Here is a 21,760-nt window from a genome sequence, read left to right as displayed (position 1 = left end):
ATGGCAAAAAAAGAAGATTCATCTGTAGAAGCAAAGTTAAGAGCATTATATGATTTGCAATTAATTGATTCTAGAGTTGATGAAATAAGGAATGTTCGTGGTGAACTTCCTTTAGAAGTAGAAGATTTGGAAGATGAAGTCCTTGGCCTAAAAACGAGAATGGATAAACTTAAATCTGATTTAGAAAATATCAATTTTGAAATCGGTGCTAAGAAGAACCTTATTGAGGAAGCAAAGACTTTAATTAAAAAATACGGCGAGCAACAAAAAAATGTTCGTAACAGTAGAGAATTTAATTCTATCAGTAAAGAATTGGAGTTTCAAGAATTGGAAATTCAATTAGCTGAAAAGAACATTAAAGAATTTAAAGCTCAAATTGATCAGAAGAAAGCGGTTATTTCTGAAACAAAAGAACGTTTATCTGAACGTGAAGCTCACCTTAAGCATAAGAAAAGCGAATTGAACGCTATTCTTGCTGAAACTGAGAAAGAAGAAAAAGCGTTATTAGAAGAGTCTATCAAATTTCAAGATAAAATTGAAGAGCGTTTGGTAAAGGCATATGCACGTATTCGTAACAATGTTAAGAATGGTTTAGCTGTTGTGCCAATTGAAAGAGGTGCTTCTGGTGGTTCTTTCTTTACTATTCCACCTCAGGTTCAAGTTGAAATTGCTTCAAGAAAGAAGATAATTACAGATGAGCATAGTGGACGTATTTTAGTTGACCCAACGTTAGCTGAAGAAGAAAGCGAAAAAATGCAAAAAATGTTCGCTAAACTATAATAGCAAACATCTTACATATATTAAAAAAGCCATCTTTAAAAGATGGCTTTTTTTGTTTACATTCATGACTATGAAATCTTTAAAAATCCTTTTAATTTTTATTATGATGTATAGTCTTAATATAGAAGCTCAAGATTTATCGGACTACAAATGGAAAAATAGAATAGTTATTCTTTATGAAAATGATACTAACACTACCGATGTAAAGTCTGCCTTAGAAATTATTGACACAAATGTTTCTAAATTTACTGAAAGAGATATTCTTGTTTTCGTTTACAAAGACGATGTATTTTATAACACCAATAGAGAAACTACTGGTATAAAAAAAACAGAGATATTGTCAGAAACATACGATGGTTATATTTTAACTGGAAAAGATGGCGGAATTAAATCTAAAGCTACATACCCATTTAACCTAGAAAAATTGCTTGACTTAATAGATAGTATGCCAATGAGTAAAAGTGAAATGAGGTATAATAAGTAATTAGCCTATTAGCTTTAGCATTAGTTTTTCAACTTCTTCACTATCCCATTTCTCTGCTATATTTGGCAGTTTCATTACTTCTCTCATAATATCTTCTTGTGCATCGCCTTCTACCAATGCTTCTGCATAGGGTCTATTTGAGAATGTTACTCTACTGTAAGCAGGAATCCATTTTTCTGGATGCTTTGCCGAAAAGTGCTTTTCTATTTTTTTCTGTAGTAAGAAATTAGTGTCGGCAGTTTTACTGCTCATCTCCACAAAATTACGATAGCTTAATTCTGCAATTGCATCTGCATTCGGTTTGCGTTTTTCTTGATAGGTAGAAAAAATGCGTCCCCAATCATCTCCGAATTCCTTTATAATTTCATCTAACACAAAAATATCTTCGAAGCCAGCATTCATTCCTTGTCCGTAAAATGGCACTACGGCATGCGCTGAGTCGCCTACAAGGGCCACTTTGTCCCAATATGTCCAAGGATAGCATTTCATCGTTACCATGGCGCTCGTGGGGTTCTTAAAGAAATCTTCTGTAAGATTCTCTATATCATCCATAACATTCGGGAAATAGGTATTGAAAAAATGTACCGCTTCTTTTTTGGTCTTTATATTTTCAAATGAAACATCACCTTCAAAGGGCATAAATAATGTACAGGTAAAACTGCCATCTAAATTTGGCATAGCGATAAACATAAATTTACCACGTGGCCATATATGAAAAGAATTCTTATCTAATTTATGAGAACCATCTGCATTTGCTGGTATGGTCAATTCTTTATACCCAACATCGATAAAACGCTGAGAATAATCAAATCTACTACGTCGTTGCATTTTATGACGAACGCGCGAAAATGCTCCGTCACAACCAAATACTAAATCGAACGGATATTCTATCCACTCCCCTTTTTCACTTTCCCCTGTAAATACTTTGGCGCCTGGTAAATCTATATCCCAAACTTTTTCTTCGAAACGAAACTCTACTCCGTTCTCTTCTGCCAAATCAATCATTCGCCTGTTAAGTACGCCACGAGAAATAGACCAAATAGCCTCGCCGTCTTTACCGTACTTTTGAAAATATTGCTCCTTCCCTATTACGTGCATCGCCCTTTTATCTAAGGGTATGGCAATTTCTTTAATCTCGTCTTCTATGCCAACTGCCCTCAAAGCGTTCCACCCTCTATTGCTCATAGCAAGATTTATGGATCGACCAGAAAATTCTATATTTCTAATATCTGGTCTTCTATCGAAAACCGTAATTTGATGTCCGTATCTTTTCAGGTAAATGGCAAGCAAAGACCCTACTAGGCCTGAACCAATAATGGCAATGTTCTTTTTTTCTTGGGTCATGTTTTAGGCTTTAAGCCAACATTAATTGAATGTTAAAAATAGGAAATTATGCCTTCATTTCTTGTATAAAGAGATAAACTAAACTAATCATTTTCTTTATTGAGCTCATATCTGTTTAATTTTTAATTATTTTTGTTAAACAAAACATACAATTTGAAACATTTTAGTAAAGAAGATCTAGTTAAAATGCCTAGTAGATACAGAGCTCATTTAATTAATAGTTGTACGGGTTATAAATCTGCCAACTTATTAGGTTCTAAATCTGATACCGGCATTAGTAATTTGGCTATTTTCAATTCGGTGGTTCATATTGGTAGTACACCACCTATGCTAGGGTTTATTCTTAGACCATTAACCGTTAAAAGAAACACCTATACCAACTTTAAAGAAAGCGGATTCTTCACAGTAAACCAGGTAAACGAATCTATCATAAAAGATGCTCATCATACTGCCGCTAGTTATGATGAAGATATTTCAGAGTTTTCAAAAACCAACTTAACCGAATCTTATTTAGATAATTTTCAGGCTCCGTATGTAAAAGAGAGTGCTATTAAATTGGGTTGCAGCTATGTGAACGAATATGAAATTAAAGAGAATGGATGCTTATTAATTATTGGCGCTATTGAGCATGTCTATTTACCGGACGATATTTTACAAAATGACGGTTGGTTGCAATTAGACAAGGCACATACTGTCGCCATAAATGGATTAGATGCTTATGCCCTACCTCAGCTTTTAGCACGATTCGCTTATGCAAAACCAGACGAACCCAGTAAACTTATACTATAGTGGCTCATAAAAAAGTAAACCTGGAAACAAAAATTTGCGCTACATGTAATAAACCATTTTCGTGGCGCAAAAAATGGGCACGCAATTGGGACGATGTAAAGTACTGCGGGGAGAAATGTAGACGTAATAAACTGAAAACCGAAATTCATGAATAATTTAATCTGGTTTAGAAACGACCTACGGGTTCGTGATAATTCTTCGCTTGTTGAAGCAGTGAAAGGAAAAAAGGTTATAGGCTTTTACTGTTTTGAATCTTCATACTTTGAACCTGATAAATTCGGATTCAAAAGAACAGAAAAGTATAGGGCAAAATTTCTGTTGGAAACTGTACAGCAATTAAAAGAAGAGCTTGAAAAACTAAATATTCCGCTTTTTGTTTATCGCGGTAACACTGTAGATCACTTACCAAGCCTTATTGCCAACCTAAACATAAACACTATTTTCTTACAAAAAGAATGGACTAGAGATGAACAGGTTATACTAAACAATGTAAAAAATAACTTAGATCCTAGCATTAACTTTCATGAAATATATGATCAATTTTTATATCACCCAGATGACATACCTTTTGATGACTTTAAATCTATACCCGATGTTTTTACTAACTTCAGAAAAAAGTGTGAGGCAGTTAGCAAAGTAAGACCAATAGCGAAACTACCACCAAAAATGTCACATGAAAACTTAGTGGTAAATGAAACTGAAATTCCCACTTTAAATGAATTAGGTTTTACCAATTTCTCTACACATGTTAATAATGCTTTCCCTTTCAAAGGCGGAGAACTAGAGGCGCTCAAGAGAGTTCAACATTACTTTTGGGAAACTAAAAAATTAGGTTTTTATAAAAAAACGAGAAACGGATTAATTGGTGTCGACTACAGTTCAAAATTATCTGCTTGGTTGGCAAACGGCAGTATCTCGCCGAGAACAATTTATTGGGAGGTAAAGAAATTTGAAAGAGAAATCATTAAAAATCAAGATACGTATTGGTTGATTTTTGAAATGATTTGGAGGGATTATTTTAAATATGTTTCGCTAAAACACCAAGATGCAATTTTTAAGATAGGGGGAATTCTTAATAGTATTTATGATCCGAAAATCAATGAAAAGAATAAACATACTTGGATCAATGGTTTAACTAAAGAACCTTTTGTAAATGCTAACATGATAGAACTATTAGAAACTGGATGGATGAGCAATAGAGGTAGACAAAATGTGGCTAGCTTTTGGTCTAAAGAACTAGAGCAAGATTGGCGTATTGGTGCCGCTTATTTTGAAAGTATGCTAATAGATTATGATGTACATAGTAATTGGGGAAATTGGATGTACGCTAGCGGTATAGGTAATGATCCCAGAAACCGAAAGTTTAATATTAAAGGTCAAGCTGAACGATATGATGCTACAGGTAAATATCAAAGGTTATGGTTACAAAAGACATTGTTCTAACCTTAACCACAAATAATAAAAAAATGAAAACAGTACGCTTAATTTTAGGTGATCAATTAAATCAAAACCACTCGTGGTTCTCCTCGGTAAATGATAATATTACATATGTAATGGCTGAAATGAGGCAAGAAACAGATTATGTAAATCATCATATTCAGAAAGTAACGGCATTCTTTTTAGCAATGCGCAGTTTTAAAAATGACCTTTCTGCAAATGGGCATAATTTCTTGTATTATCAACTAAATGATAAAAATAATCCTCAAAATTTAGAGCAAATTATTTCAAATACAATAGCCGAAACTAATGCCGAAAAATTCGAGTATCAACTGCCAGACGAATATAGGCTTGACCAAGAGATGCAACAAATTTGTAATTCTTTAGATATCGATCATGATTATTACGATAGCGAACATTTTTATACGACCAGATATGAGCTAAAAGATTTCTATACCGGTAAAAAGCAAATGGTCATGGAAAGCTTTTATAGAATGATGCGTAAAAAGCACGACATAATGGTTCAAAATGATCAACCGGAAGGAGGAAAATGGAATTACGATCAAAGCAATAGGAATAAATGGAAAGGTCAGCCACCTATACCCAAAGAAAAAGAGTTCATTAAAAATGTAGAAGAAATTATTGAACTCCTCAAAAATGCGAATGTGCAAACAATTGGTAAAATAGATTCAGAATCTTTTGCTTGGCCGGTAACGAGAGAAGAATGTTTGAGCACGTTAGATTACTTCTGTAAACAACTTTTACCACATTTTGGAGATTATCAAGATGCAATGCATGATGAAGAGAAATTTCTTTTTCATTCTAGATTATCTTTCGCAATGAATGTCAAAATACTATCGCCTAAAGAAGTTATAGAAGCTGTTTTAAACCATTTTTACGATAAAACTACCAATATAAATATATCTCAGGTAGAAGGTTTTATACGGCAAATTTTAGGTTGGAGAGAGTATATGAGAGGTATTTATTGGAAAGAAATGCCCGAATACAAAGAACTGAACACATTAAACAATACCAATAAATTACCAGATTTCTTCTGGTCAGGTAATACAAAAATGAATTGCCTAAAAAAAGCAATCGGTCAAAGCTTAGATGCATCTTATGCACATCATATTCAAAGACTTATGGTTATCGGTAATTTTTCTTTGTTGACTCAAATAGACCCAGATGAAGTAGATAAGTGGTATTTAGGCGTTTATATAGATGCAATAGAATGGGTTGAAATTACCAATACTAGAGGTATGAGCCAGTTTGCCGATGGCGGTATTGTAGCAACAAAACCTTATGTTAGTAGCGCTAATTACATTAACAAAATGAGCAATTATTGCGGTAATTGTCACTATAGCCATACTAAGAAAATTGGTGAAAAAGCTTGCCCGTTTAACTCCCTATATTGGAACTTTCTTTCTGAAAAAAGAGAACATTTTAAAGATAATCAACGTATGAATATGATGATGGCACTTTTAAATAAAATGGACGGAAACAAACTAGCTGAAATTCAAGAAAGAGCTGCCGAAATAATTAAAAATCCAGATGTATTTTAATAGTTATTTAAACTAAAAATAACATCATAAAACGTTCTAATTCATACTTTTGAAGTGTAAATAAATAGAACATTCCGCGAGAGCGCCTATATAAAGAAAACACCTTTTTATTTAAATGAAAAGGTGTTTTTGTTTTGTCTTAAATCATGAAAAAAATACACTTTTTAATCTTCATTCTCAACTTTATAATTATCGCTAATCAGCTGAAGACATTGATTTTATCGATAAAATACATCTCACTACTTTAAGTAATTCAAACCACTTCTTTAACAACAATTTTAACAGTCTACAACAATTATACATTAAGTGTAGAAAATACCTTTTGTTTAAACTTTAAGCTATTATATAATATAAATTAAATTTAATATCTTCATTATCAGTGCGTTATAATTAATAAATGATTAAACAAAAAAAAATTAATAAAAATTGAAAGAAACAGATTACAAACTAATTACCACAGAATCGCAGGGCTTCACAACAAGAATTAAATATTCATAAGGTATCAACGTTATTTTGCCAACGTATGTTCATCGACGAATGACACCGTGTGGACTATAAAATTTAGTTTTTAAACAGTTAGGTGCTAATTTTGTATCAGAATTAGATCCCAAATCTGTTCTAAAAACTTTTCTTAACCTGCTAGCCAATAATGTTTTTGCATACAACTTGCAATCATTTTTGATACGGTTAAGGATTAATATTAAGAATTAAACTTAACCATTATTATGAAGTCAATTGACACTTCTAACAACATCATCACCCTTTACAGAAATTTAACTTCTGCATATCCTGAATTTGGATGGCAGGCATCTTCGTTTATTTATTCCGGAGTATACAATTTTGACCATATGGTGAAGAACTATAAAAGTGCTCATCAGGTTGACCTTTCTCATTCCTCTAAAATGGTTACAACTCAATCTACTTTTTCAAATAGTACATTTTCAACTCAAACAAAGAATCAATAATGAAGAATTCTACTTTCATAAAATCGACAATGTTGCTATTTATCATGTGGTTCTTTTTTGGTTCTACAGATGTAATCGCACAGACCTTTTCAGTTTCTGACGCAATCGCGAACGAAGGGTCTAATATGACTTTTACCGTTACCTCTAGCACTCCGCTTACTGGTAACTATACTTTTGATATTGCATACGCAAATAATGGTACTACAACCGCTGCAGATTATAACGGCCCTACTTCGGTTACCTTAAATTTCCTCTTAAATACTACAGATACATTTACTGTTGCTGCATTGAACGATGACTGGGTAGAGGTTACACAACAAGAATTCACATTAACGTTAAGCGATCCTTCCAGCACATATACTTTTTCTGATGCCGATGGTATTGGTACCATTACGGATACCGATGTAGCTTATGTAACAGGCGGTAATTACGATATTACAGAAGGTGGAGAAATACAATACAGTTTATCATTATCTAACGGAATAAACTCTGGCGGACAACAATACGTTGGTATTGAAGATGCGTATAGTGTTGATTTTTCAGTAGAAACTAACCCTAGCTCATCGAGCCCGGCAACTGATGGTTCCGATTTTAATTCTTTTACCACTACAGTTACTTTTCCTGCTGGTTCATTAGCTGGTTCAGAAATAATTATTCCTATACCTACTATTGACAATACTATTGTTGAACCTTCTGAAGAATTCAACGGGGTTAAGTCTAGAAATGCGGCAGAAGCTACAAAATACGGTACTTCCCCATCTAGGGTCAGTATTAATACTGAGCGTTCTGCATTACGTATTCATGATAATGACGTCGCTACAGTTAATTTAAGCAACACCACGGTATTGGAATCTTCTCCTAACGCTAGTATAAATTTCACCTTAAATGGTGAGGTTCAAGATAATTTTACAATAAATTATGTAACTGTTAATAATACAGCAATACAGCCTTCAGATTACGATTCAAATTCAGGTTTTGTAATCTTTAATGGAACAGATGGTCAAAGTTTACTTAGAAACTTTAGAATAAATGATGATTCAATCATTGAACCTACAGAATTTTTTACGGCGGTACCATCATACAGTCCTGCCTCAATCTCAGGTGCCATGACCAACTATGTGCCACAAAACATTGTTTTTGCTGCAAATGAAGGTATTATCACCATTACAGATGATGATTTAGATACAGATGGTGATGGGGTTAACGACCTTGCTGATGAAGATGATGACAATGATGGTATTACAGATATTAATGAAGGAAACGGAGATGCCGATGGTGATACTATTATTGATAGTTTAGATAATGATTCTGACAACGATGGTTGTCCTGATGCTATTGAAGCTGGGCACACTGATCCAGATGGCGATGGTTATTTAGGCACTTCTCCAGTTTCAGTTCACCCTTCTACCGGATTAGTAACCGGTCAAGGTGGCTATACAGGTACTGATAGCAAAGTAACAATAGCTTTTCAAACTGTAAGCATAACATTGCAACCTATAGATAGAATTGCTAACCTAGGTGACACGGTTACCTATACAACTGCAGTTAATGGAACGTCACTTACCTATCAATGGGAAGTTAGTTCTGATGATGGAACTAACTGGAATCCAATTTCAAATGGCGGTGTTTATTCGGGAGCTACTACTACAGCTTTGACATTAACTACGATTACTAGTACAGAAAGTGGTAATCAGTATCGTTTTAGTGCTTTTGATAGTCAAAACTTATGTACGCCATATACCTATTCTAACGCCGCTGATTTATTTATTAGACCTACGATAGCAATTGCCGATGATAGTACTGCCGAAGGCACTGACCTTGATTTTGCAGTTACCCTTTCTCACGCAGTAAATGAGGTGGTAACATTTGATTTATCTTATACAAATATTACTACGCTAGCTACAGATTATACGGCATTAACTAATTTTTCAATTCCTAGTAATACTTTAAATACTAGTATTTTAATACCAGCTATTAACGACGGGCTTATTGAAGGTGATGAAACTTTTACTTTAGGTATGACTAATGGATCCACTAACACTGGTGACATTACAGATACCGCAACGGGTACAATTACCAATATAAATACACCATCTGCTGGCGACGGAGTTTCTATAGCTGATTTTACAGTGAATGAAAATGTGGGTACGGTAGATTTTGTTTTGACCTATACCGGCCCAACAGTTCAAAATTCTTTCACAGTCGATTATGTAATAACCGACGTAAGTACAACTTCTAGCTCAGATTATAATGTAAACCTAACAGGTCAAGTAACTTTCCCTGCCGGTACTGCCGATGGAGATACACAACCTTTATTATTAGCAATTACAGATGATACAGTCATTGAGGGCGATGAGAGCTTAACAATACAAATATCAAATATCTCTAACAATCTCTTAGCTATTATAGATGCAGATGCTACCGGTACAATTACAGATAACGACACTACCCCAACTACAGGTTTATCTATCGCAGATATCAATTTTAACGAATCTACTGCATCAGCTAATTTTGTAGTAACCTATAATGGTGGTAACGTTAAAACCGGATTTACTGCAGATTACTCTATAACAAATGGTTCGGCTATATCTGGTTCAGATTACAGTGCTTCTTTAACCGGACAAGTTTCATTTCCAAATGGTACTACAGATGGTGCAACACAACTTGTAAGTGTAACTATTATTGATGACCTTATTATTGAAGGTGATGAAGACTTGAATATTGAATTAACTAATCTATCCTCTACCCTTATCAATTTGGTTGACCCAAATGCAGTGGGTACTATCTTAGATAACGATACAAAAACAGCCTCTACAGGTTTAACAGTTGCTGATATAGTAGTTAATGAAGCTGCCGGTACAACTAATTTCATAGTAACCTATAACGGTAGTGATTTACAAAATGCTTTTACAGTAGATTATACTATAACTGATGGTACAGCTGCTGCCGGTACAGATTTCAGTGGTAATCCTGCACTATCGGGTCAGTTGACTTTCCCCGCTGGAACTTCAGATGGCGATGTGCAAAATGTAAGTATCAATATCAATGACGATACTATTATTGAATCTGATGAAACCATCAATTTTCAATTAACGAATTTATCAACAACATTAATCAATTTGGTCGATGCCAATGCAATTGGTACCATTACCGATAATGATGTTAAAACAGCAACTACAGGTTTAAGTGCTGCTGATTTTTCTGTTAGTGAATCTGCAGGAAGCACGAATTTTGTAATTACCTATAATGGTAACGATATTCAAACTGGTTTTACGGTTGATTATAATATTACAGACGGTACAGCTACTGCTGGAAAAGATTATAGTACTACGCTAGCAGCAGGACAGTTAAGTTTCCCTACCGGCGCTACAAATAATGACCAACAGACAATTACAATAACAATTTCAGAAGATTCTTTTATTGAAGCTACCGAAGATTTAAATATTCAGCTTTCAAACTTGTCTACAACATTAATTAATATTGTGGACCCTACAGGTACTGGTACTATTACCGATAACGACAACACTGCTGCTAACGGAATAGATTTTCAAAACGCAACAGTTACGGTTGCCGAAGGAGACCCAACCGATAATGTTAATGCAACTTTTGTAGTGGAATTTAATGGTGATGTAGATACTGGTGAAACCGTTGAAGTAGATTATTTTGTAAATAATGGTTCTGCTAACAATGCAACAGATTTCAACCCTAATGCTACCATACAAACGCTAACTTTTACCAATACTATAAAAACTCAAAATATTGTTGTACCAATCATAAGTGACAATGTAATTGAAAATGAAGAAGACTTCTTTGTAAACTTAGTTGCTATTCGTTCTAATGTAGGAGTTAATTTATTGAACAACCAAGCTAGAGGAGTAATTACCGATGATGATGGCGGTTCCCTTTCAGTAACCGGTTTTAGTATTGTAGAACAAACAAACAGTATAAATTTCGATGTTACGTATACCGGAGATAGATTAAATGGTGGTTTTACCTTGGCATACGATATTGCTGATATTACTACAACAACTGGTGTTGATTATACATTGACTACAGCTCCCGCTACGTCTGGTACATTGACCTTTACAGGTGTAAATAACGAAGTACGCTCAGTTCAAATTAATATAGTAGGTGATGATTTTATAGAGAACAATGAAGATTTAAGTATCACAATCTCAAATCCGTCTTCAACTAAAATCAGCATTACAAATGCAGATGCAATCGGTAGTATTACAAATGATGATACGGGTACTATTGCCGTTACCGGTTTTACAGAAGATGAATTTAATGCTACTGCAAATTTCGATGTCACCTATACCGGTAACCCTGTTAATGGTGGCTTTACAGCAACGTACGAAATAACCGATAATACTACCACAGCTGGTAGTGACTATTCTGTTGCTTCACAAACTGGTACGCTTAACTTTTCAGGCGCTACTTCAGAAGTTATTCAGGTTCCTGTAAATATTATTCAAGATGCATTGATTGAAGGTGACGAATCTTTAAGAATTACGATTACTTCAATTTCACCAAACTTAATTACAGCATCTGCCCCAACGGCTATAGGTACTATAATAGACATAGATCATTTACCTACTGCCGTAAATGATTCTTTTGTAGTATTCCAAAATCAAACCTCAGCACTTATTACCGTGCTTGATAATGATGATTATGGTTTTGATGGGCCCGCTTCAACTAATCCCTTACAAATAGTAAACAACCCAATAAACGGTACAGTTACTCTTATGGACAATGGCACACCTGGTGATGCTACAGATGATTATTTTGAATATCTACCTAGTCCGTCTTTTAACGGGAATGATACCTTTAGATATAAGATAGTAGATTCTAACGGCTCTGAAGATGAAGCGGTAGTCAACATATTTGTAAACGACACCAACCTTAAAAAGGATTTTGAAATTCGTTATTCTGGTAGTATTAATGGTGATTTCACCATGATTGCCAATAATGTTCTTTCAAGAAACGCAACTGGTAATTATAACGGTGAAGCTGGTAACCACGATTTCAATGATAACGTATTTGTTGATATCGATTCTGATCCATCAACATTTAACTCTACCAATGCCAATTTAGCTAACCCTGAGCCTTCATTAAGCTGTTTGAATATTAAGAAAGCATACCTATACTGGGCTGCTGCTGACAAGGAATATGATGGTACTACCGGTGGTAGCGCAACAGAACCATCTTGGAATTACAATCAGGTAAAATTAATGTTACCTGGTCAATCTTCTTACACAACAGTTTCTGCCGATGAGGTTATTTATAGAGGAAGAAATGATCATTTTCAAAATGACCCATATGTTTGTATTAAAGATATTACAGATGATATAAATGCACTTTCTACTCCCTTTGGTTCGTACCAAGTAGGTAACGTAAAAGCTACTGAAATGGACTTACGTTCGCATGGAATTGCAAATGTTACCGGTACTTCCGGTGGATGGCAAATTGTCTTTGTATATGAAAATGTCTCTCTTGACCCTAAAAACATAACACTCTATGATGGTTATGTTCACACTTTTGCTTCTGATGGTGCAGGTGAAACAGAATTTAACTTTAGTGGTTTTGAAACCATTCCGAACGGAATAATAAATGCAGATGTAATGTTAGGTGCCTTAGAAGGTGACCGTGACCTTACCGGTGATCAATTATTAATTTATGACACTTCAAATAACTGGTCTAAATTATCTACTACATTAAGAGATGAAGACAATTTCTTTAATAGCCGAATTACTATTGACGGTCTAAATTATGTAGATAGAAATGCTGCTAGTACAAACACTTTAGGTTTTGATGCTACCGTTTTTCCTTTAGCAAATACAGCTAATAGATATATAGAAAATGATCAGACTTTTGCCCGTTTTAAAATTACAACGGATCAAGAATCGTATGGTCTATATTTAATGGGCTTAAGTGTAGATGTTTATCTACCAAGTTTAGGTGCCTTAACTTTAAATACAAACGCAACCGGACCTTTCAATGCAGGTGACACAGTACCTTTGACATTAAACGTTACCAACACTGGTAATGATGATATTCAAGATTTGGTGATTACTACCGTATTACCAATTGAAGCCGATTTTGCGAGTGTAGGTACATTACCCGCAGGTGTAACACATTCTTACGACCCAACATCAAGAACCTTAACTTTTACAGCTCAAAATGGTTTCACCGATATGGGTGATAATTATGATCTTGATTTCAATATTGAAATTATTGAGGCATGCCACTTTTTAGAGACTGCTTGTACAGCTAGTTTTGAATTACAGGCAAATGCTACCTATAGCGGTGTTACCAACAGAGACCCAATTACTACAAATAGTTCTTCTTCTACAGATTCTTGTGGTATTGGTACGCATACACCAACAACTATTGATGTTCAACAGCCTGCACAAGTAAATTGGTCTACAGCACCAAATGCATTGGACAGAACTGTTACTTGTGATAATATTGCTGCTCTTAATAATGCGAATTCTTTAGTACCTGCAACGGTATCTTGTAATTTCACATTAGATAAAACTGCTGGTAATTTTGTGCAATCTGGTGCATGCCCAACTCAAGGCACATATACCAATACTTGGACGTTTACAGATGCTTGTGGTAGAGTAAGTGATACTTTCACTCAAGTTATTACTATAGAAGATAAAGAAGCACCAACTTTTAATGAGTCTTTACCACAAGACTCTTACGCTGCTCATGATAATATTCCTGTAGCGCCAGTACTTTCTGCTAATGACAACTGTGATTCTAATTCTACAGTTACCTTCGACGAAACGTATATTGGTGACAATACTTCTACTTCATATACGATTATTAGAACATGGACAACCAATGATTGTGCAGGTAACAACACTAGCCATACGCAATACATTTACGTTAGTGAAAGTGGCAATCCTATCGGTATTAGCATTAATGATGTTACCGTAAATGAAGATGCAGGTACTGCAGTTCTTGAAATTACACATACAGGTACCGTTTCTGGTGGTTTTACCTTAAACTATGCTACTGCAGATGATACTGCACTACAACCTGGCGATTATGTTTCAGCGTCAAATACTACTGTATCTTTTGCAGGTACGAACAATGAGGTACGTCAGGTCACCATAACAATTAATGATGACTCAATTATAGAAACTACCGAGCAATTCTTTGTACAACTTACTAGTGGAACAAATACACCTACCATTAATGACAATGAAGGTATTGCGAGTATAACAGACAATGATAATGTTCCTGGCAGTACAGGTATATCCTTTGCAGATGACAATATTATTGTTACCGAAGGTACTGATACCTATGCTAGATTTGTTGCTACTTTCACTGGTACTATTGCTCCAGGTGAAACGGTTACTGTTGATTATGTAACTGCTAACAGCACTGCTATTGAACCAGACGATTACACTTCTTTTACAGGTACGGTGACATTCAATAGCACTACAAATTCTGTAAATATAGATGTTCCGATAATTGATGACAGTTTTATAGAACCATCAGAAGATTTTACGATTACATTATCTAACATACAATCGAATATTAATGTTGGCTTCCTTGATGAACAACCAACAAATACAGCGACCGGTACTATTAATGATGACGACAATATACCTGGTACAACTGGTATATCTTTCCAGAACGACAACATCACAGTAGATGAAGCTGCGGGTACTGCTACAATAAATGTTCTTTTAACTGGTAACGTTCAAGGCGGATTCACTTTAGATTTCACAACAAATGATGATACTGCTACACAACCAGGTGATTATAATACAAATAGCGGACAATTAACTTTCGCCGGTAATGATGGTGAATTACAACCAATTACCGTAGCTATTAATGACGATGGTATTATAGAAGTTACCGAAGGTTTGTTTATAGACCTTTCTAATCTTTCTACGACATTAATTGCAATCAATGATGATCAAGGTGTTATCAATATTACAGATAATGATAGCCTTGCTGGTACTGGAATTTCATTCCAAAATGACGATATCACCATTAATGAAGCCGATGGAACTGCAACCATAAATGTTCTCTTAACAGGAAATGTACAAGGCGGATTCACTTTGGATTACGCTACCGCAGACGATTCTGCCATTCAACCGGGAGATTACACTAGTATTGCCGGTCAATTGACTTTTACAGGTACTGACGGTGAAATTCAACCTGTTACAGTTCCTATCATTGATGATAATATTATTGAAGCTACCGAAAGATTATTTGTTGACCTTTCTAACCTTTCTACCTCATTAATTACCATTAACGATAACCAAGGTAATATCAACATTATCGATAATGACAATATACCAGGAACAACGGGTATCTCGTTTGAAAATGATGATATTACTATCAACGAAGATGCTGGTACAGCAACGATTAATGTTTTACTTACAGGTAATGTTCAAGGTGGATTTACTTTAGATTATATTACTAATAATGATACGGCTGTTCAACCTGAAGATTATACGGCAACTTCTGGTCAGTTAACTTTTGGGGGTACCGATGGTGAAATACACCCTGTGATCATATCTATTATAGACGATAATATAATTGAAGCGACCGAAAGGTTATTTGTAGATCTCTCTAACTTATCTACAACTTTAATTGCTATTAACGATAGTCAAGGTAATATCAACATTACTGACAATGATAATGTTGCTGGTACAGGTATATCTTTTCAAAATGATGACATAACCGTTGATGAAAGTGCCGGTACAGTTACTGTCAATGTTTTATTAACTGGACATGTAGGTGGCGGATTTACTGTAGATTATACTACTGGCGATGATACTGCTTTAGAACCAGATGATTATACGACCAGTTCAGGTCAATTGACTTTTGCAGGTACCGATGGTGAATTACAACCTATTACCATAACAATCATAGATGATAGTGTTATTGAGACATTAGAGCGTTTATTCGTTAACCTTTCTAACTTATCAACTACATTAATAACTATTACCGACAACCAAGCTAACGTCAATATCACAGATAACGATTATATACCTGGTACTACTGGTATTGCATTTGAAAATGATGATATCACTATAGATGAGGCTGCAGGTACAGCAACAATAAATGTGCAATTAACTGGTAATGTTCCTGGCGGATTCACTTTAGATTATACAACTAATAATGACACTGCTATTCAACCGGGAGATTATACCCCTACCAACGGGCAATTAACATTCAATGGTAATGACGGCGAAATTCAACCTATAGTTGTTCCTATTATTGATGATAATATCATTGAAGCCACTGAAAGGTTATTTGTAGATCTTTCCAACTTATCGACTTCTTTAATTATTATAAATGACAACCAAGGGAATATCAACATTACGGATAATGACAATATACCGGGTACCACAGGTATCTCTTTCCAAAATGATGATATCACAGTAGATGAAGCTGCAGGTACTGCAACTATTAATGTATTGTTGACCGGTAACGTTCAAGACGGATTCACTTTAGATTACACCTCTAATAATGATACGGCTGTAGAACCAGGTGATTACACTGCTGATGCAGGACAGTTAACCTTTGCTGGTACAGATGGTGAAATTCAGCCGGTAACTATAACCATTATTGACGATAACATCATTGAAGCGACCGAAAGATTGTTTGTAGACCTTTCTAATCTTTCTACGACCTTAATTGCAATTAATGACACCCAAGGTAATATCAATATTACCGATAATGATAATGTAATCGGCACAGGTATCTCATTTGAAAATGATAATATCATTGTAGATGAAGCTGCCGGTACAGCAATTATTAATGTATTGTTGACAGGTAACGTTCAAGGCGGATTCACTTTAGATTATACGACTAATGACGATACTGCTGTGCAACCTAATGATTATACTACTAGTGCAGGACAGTTAACATTTGCAGGTACAGATGGTGAAATACACCCTATTACAGTTAATATAATTGATGATAGCTTAATTGAAACAACAGAGAGATTATTTGTAGACCTTTCTAATTTGTCTACTACTGTTATAGCTATTAATGAAACCCAAGGAAATATCAGTATTACTGATAATGATAATATACCAGGTACAACAGGTATTGCATTTGAAAATGATAATATCACGGTAGATGAAGCTGCTGGTACGGCTACAATCAATGTACAATTAACAGGTAATGTACCTGGCGGATTCACTATTGATTATGCAACGGCAGATGGTACTGCAATTCAACCTGGCGATTATACTAGTAATTCTGGTCAATTGACCTTTGCTGGTACCGATGGTGAATTACAACCTATTACTGTTTCTATTATCGATGATACTATTATTGAAGTAACAGAAGCCTTATTGGTGAATTTATCTAATCTTTCTACTTCTCTAATCGGTATTAACGATAACCAAGGAAATATCAATATCACAGATAATGATAACATACCTGGTGTTACCGGTATATCATTTGAGAATGATGACATCACTATTGATGAAGCTGCGGGTACGGCTACTATTAATGTAGTATTGACTGGTAATGTTGAGGGCGGATTCACCCTTGATTATACTACAAATAATGATACAGCTGTAGAACCTGGAGATTATACTACTGATGTAGGACAGTTAACCTTCTCAGGTACTGATGGAGAAATTCAACCTGTAATCGTAACAATTATTGATGATAATATCATTGAAGCAACTGAAAGATTGTTTGTAGACCTTTCAAACCTATCTACAACTTTAATCGCCGTCAATGATAACCAAGGTAATATCAATATTACCGATAATGATAACATACCAGGAGTTACTGGTATATCATTTGACAATGATAATATCACTATAGACGAAGCTGCAGGTACAGCTACAATTAATGTATTGCTTACCGGAAACGTGCAAGGCGGATTCACATTAGATTATACAACTACTAATGACTCTGCTATTGAACCTGGTGATTACACTACTAGTTCTGGTCAATTGACATTTGCTGGTACTGACGGAGAAACTCATGCTATTACAATTAGTATTATAGATGATACATTAATAGAGTTAACTGAAAGTCTATTTGTAGACCTTTCAAACTTATCTACTCCGTTAATTACAATCAATGATGATCAAGGTGTTATTAATATCACCGACAATGATAGTGACCCATCTATTTATGGAGTTGCTTTTGATATTACTTCAATTGATGTAAATGAAGGTGACGGTACAGTTTCTCTTGATGTTATACTTAATGCCGATGTTCAAGATGAGTTTACGGTAGAATACTATACTGTAGATGGTACTACCCTAGATGGTAGTGATTATACTGGTGTTCCTCAAAATACTCAGACATTAACATTTGGCGGTACAAATTCAAATACACAGACCATCGTAATTCCTATTATTGATGATACATTGATTGAATCTACTGAAGATTTTCAAGTAATATTAGAGAATATATCTACTCCGATAGTTGGTATACTTGCCAATGATACGGCTACAGTTAACATAATTGACAACGATGCTGATCCATCGCTTTATGGTGTTGCCTTTGATATTACTTCAATTGATGTAAACGAAAATGCCGGTACGGTTTCTCTTGATGTTGTACTTAATGCCGATGTTCAAGATGAGTTTACGGTAGAATACTACACTGTAGATGGTACTACCTTAGATGATAGTGATTATACTGGTGTTCCTCAAGATACACAAACCTTAACGTTTGGTGGTACAAATTCAAATACACAGACCATCGTAATTCCTATTATTGATGATACGTTGATTGAATTCACAGAAGACTTCCAAGTAATTCTTGAAGATATCTCCTCTCCTATTGTTGGCATTCTTGCCAATGATACGGCAACAGTGAACATAATTGACAACGATGCTGACCCATCTCTATATGGAGTTGCCTTTGATATCACCTCAATTGATGTAAATGAAGATGCAGGTACAGTTTCTCTTGATGTTGTACTTAATGCCGATGTTCAAGATGAGTTTACGGTTGAATATTACACTGTAGATGGTACTACCTTAGATGGTAGCGATTATACAGGTGTTCCTCAAGATACGCAGACCTTGACGTTTGGTGGTACAAATTCAAATACACAGACCATCGTAATTCCTATTATTGATGATACGTTGATTGAATTTACAGAAGACTTCCAGGTTATTCTTGAAGATATATCTTCTCCTATTGTTGGTATTCTTGCTAATGATACGGCTACAGTGAATATCATTGATAATGATGCCGACCCATCACTTTACGGTGTTGAGTTCGATGCTACTTCGATAGAAGTAAATGAAGACGCTGGTACGGTAACTATTAACGTAGTACTGAATGCAGATGTTCAAGATGAATTTACGGTTGAATTCTATACCGTTGATGGTTCTACTGTTGATGGAATGGATTATACGGGAGTTCCTCGTAATACGCAGACATTGACATTTGGCGGTACAAACCCGAATACACAGACTATAACAATTCCTATTATTGATGATATCATCATTGAAGATCCTGAAACTTTCAGTGTAATTCTTGAAAATATCTCGAATCCGATTATAGGTATATTATCAGATAATATTGCCACGGTTACTATTATTGATAATGATGGTGATGAAGGTTGGCCAACCGATGAAACTATTGAAGCATGTGATGCAATACCTGATGCTTTTGTAATAACCTCTGATAGCGCTTGTGCCATTACAGTTGATTACACTGAATTAGTTGAAGGGCAAGATGACGAATGTGCTACGGAATATACGATTACTAGAACATGGACGATTACTGATTGTGTTGGTAATGTTCGTACACATACACAAGTAATCACTATTGAAGATACGGTTACACCGACCTTCAATGAAACCCTACCTCAAGATATGACTGTTGAGTGTAATATGGTGCCAGATGCATCTACATTAACTGCTACGGATTCTTGTGAGCCCAACATTGAAGTAACGTTTACAGAAACGATTACCAATGACGAAAACTGTGCCCTAGGGTATACGGTTACCAGAACTTGGACAGCCACTGATTGCGCTGGTAACATGGTAGAACATTCTCAAGTAATAACCGTAGAACCTACGGGACCTATTATGAGTCAGCCATATGAAGAAGAAGTTACCATTATATGTGGTGATGATATTCCTGATGCTCCAGACATGGTATTTACGGGTGGCTGTGGTAATTTTGATGTTGTTTACAATGAAGAAACGCAACAAGCCGATGATTCTGATGATTACATGATTATTAGAAACTGGAACGTAACTGATTCTTGTGGTAACACTGCTTCTTTTGAACAAATCGTTTTTGTTCTGCAACCACAATTGCAAGAAATTACTATAAACGTTTGTATTGAAGAAGAACCAATTGACTTATTGAATTACCTACCGGCAGATTTCGACCGTAATGGTACATTCATGATTCTAGAGGGCGATGTAGTATTGGAGCAAAATTATTTTGATCCTATGGTACATGAACCTGGTGAATACAAAATTGCCTATAGTTCTACTGAAGGTACATGTAAGTACTATGTTGACTTTACAGTTATCGTTGACACAGAATGTGTGCCATGTGGTAAAGGTGATATAGAAATCTCTAAGGCAGTTACCGCTAACGGAGATGGTGTTAATGATTTCTTCGAAATCAAAGGTGTAGAGTATTGTGCCTTTAGTTTTGATGTTATGATATTTAACCGTTGGGGTACTAAAGTTGCCGAGGTTAAAGATTATCAAAATGATTGGGGGGGAGAATCTCCTGATGGTTCTTTCGGACAATCTGGAATGTTACCAACCGGTACGTACTACTACATTGTTAATGCTACCGATACAAATACCGGTACAATTCTAGAACCATTTAATGGATATATCTATCTAGGTACCAATTAAAATTAGAAACATAACTTACAATGCCTCATCTTAATGGATGAGGCATCATTTATAGTGATTTCAGTTTTAATTTATCGAAAATCTAGGTTTAATGAATAAAATTATTTAAAACTTTTCACAAAAAAAATGGGTTGTAGGTATTTACGTTTCGATATTTAAAACGTTCAAAAACAAAGCATTAAACACAAAGTAAAATATCAGGGCAGAGAAAAACGTAATACCACTTATGCCCTTTCTTTAATGAACAGGTAAGAATTACCAGTTATAATCTCGTAATTGTTATATAGTAATTATAACAATATACTTACAGTTGAGCTAGCGTTTATAGTTTCTAAAAATAACTCTTGAAATTGAAGAGGTATTTTAAATTCTGTTGAAAATTTTGACTCCAAAGGACTTTAAACAATCCTATAAAAAATGGATATGAATATCTGTATTATAGAAATAATTAAAGGAAGAGAGCATTTATAAAATAATGTTCCAGTTCACTTTTCAGTTTAGTACATGGGTCAAATGATTTATAGAAAAAAATTTGGGGACACATTAGAGGATTTA

General features: G+C 34.9%; 9 protein-coding genes. 8 read left to right on the top strand and 1 reads right to left on the bottom strand.

Features of this window, described 5'->3' with window-relative positions; all coding sequences use genetic code 11:
- Together Q4500_RS14750 and Q4500_RS14745 are read left to right on the top strand one after the other, a co-directional pair.
- Complete coding sequence (locus Q4500_RS14750; protein WP_073247240.1) at positions 1–780, top strand: zinc ribbon domain-containing protein; 780 nt, start codon at positions 1–3, stop codon at positions 778–780.
- 70 nt (positions 781–850) lie between these two features.
- A complete protein-coding gene (locus Q4500_RS14745) occupies positions 851–1,264 on the top strand; it encodes a DUF4174 domain-containing protein (RefSeq protein ID WP_303600390.1) in 414 nt (137 codons plus the stop codon).
- Here Q4500_RS14745 and Q4500_RS14740 read toward each other — a convergent pair whose 3' ends face one another.
- Positions 1,265–2,608, bottom strand: coding sequence for an NAD(P)/FAD-dependent oxidoreductase (locus tag Q4500_RS14740; RefSeq protein WP_303600389.1), 1,344 nt, complete (start codon positions 2,606–2,608; stop codon positions 1,265–1,267).
- A gap of 153 nt (positions 2,609–2,761) precedes the next feature.
- On the opposite strand from Q4500_RS14740, the gene Q4500_RS14735 reads away from it, so the two are divergent.
- From Q4500_RS14735 to Q4500_RS14710, 6 genes are all read left to right on the top strand, one after another.
- On the top strand, positions 2,762–3,397 hold the full coding sequence (locus tag Q4500_RS14735; protein WP_303600388.1) for a flavin reductase family protein: 636 nt from the start codon (positions 2,762–2,764) through the stop codon (positions 3,395–3,397).
- A complete protein-coding gene (locus Q4500_RS14730) occupies positions 3,397–3,552 on the top strand; it encodes a DUF2256 domain-containing protein (protein ID WP_299325835.1) in 156 nt (51 codons plus the stop codon). The genes Q4500_RS14735 and Q4500_RS14730 overlap by 1 nt, the downstream gene beginning before the upstream one ends.
- On the top strand, positions 3,545–4,840 hold the full coding sequence (locus Q4500_RS14725; protein ID WP_303600387.1) for a DASH family cryptochrome: 1,296 nt from the start codon (positions 3,545–3,547) through the stop codon (positions 4,838–4,840). Before Q4500_RS14730 ends, Q4500_RS14725 begins: the two co-directional genes overlap by 8 nt.
- A 23-nt stretch (positions 4,841–4,863) precedes the next feature.
- Positions 4,864–6,396 (top strand): cryptochrome/photolyase family protein, encoded by a 1,533-nt coding sequence (locus Q4500_RS14720; protein WP_303600386.1) that lies wholly within the window; start codon positions 4,864–4,866, stop codon positions 6,394–6,396.
- Positions 6,397–7,121: 725 nt separating this feature from the next.
- Entirely contained in the window at positions 7,122–7,361 is a 240-nt protein-coding gene (locus Q4500_RS14715; protein ID WP_303600385.1) for a hypothetical protein, read from the top strand.
- Positions 7,361–21,205, top strand: coding sequence for a Calx-beta domain-containing protein (locus Q4500_RS14710; protein WP_303600384.1), 13,845 nt, complete (start codon positions 7,361–7,363; stop codon positions 21,203–21,205). Before Q4500_RS14715 ends, Q4500_RS14710 begins: the two co-directional genes overlap by 1 nt.
- Positions 21,206–21,760: the final 555 nt, after the last annotated feature.

Origin of the sequence: Maribacter sp. 1_MG-2023, assembly GCF_030547005.1 — a bacterium.
Classification (GTDB): domain Bacteria; phylum Bacteroidota; class Bacteroidia; order Flavobacteriales; family Flavobacteriaceae; genus Maribacter.
This window is presented reverse-complemented; position numbering and strand designations above follow the sequence as displayed.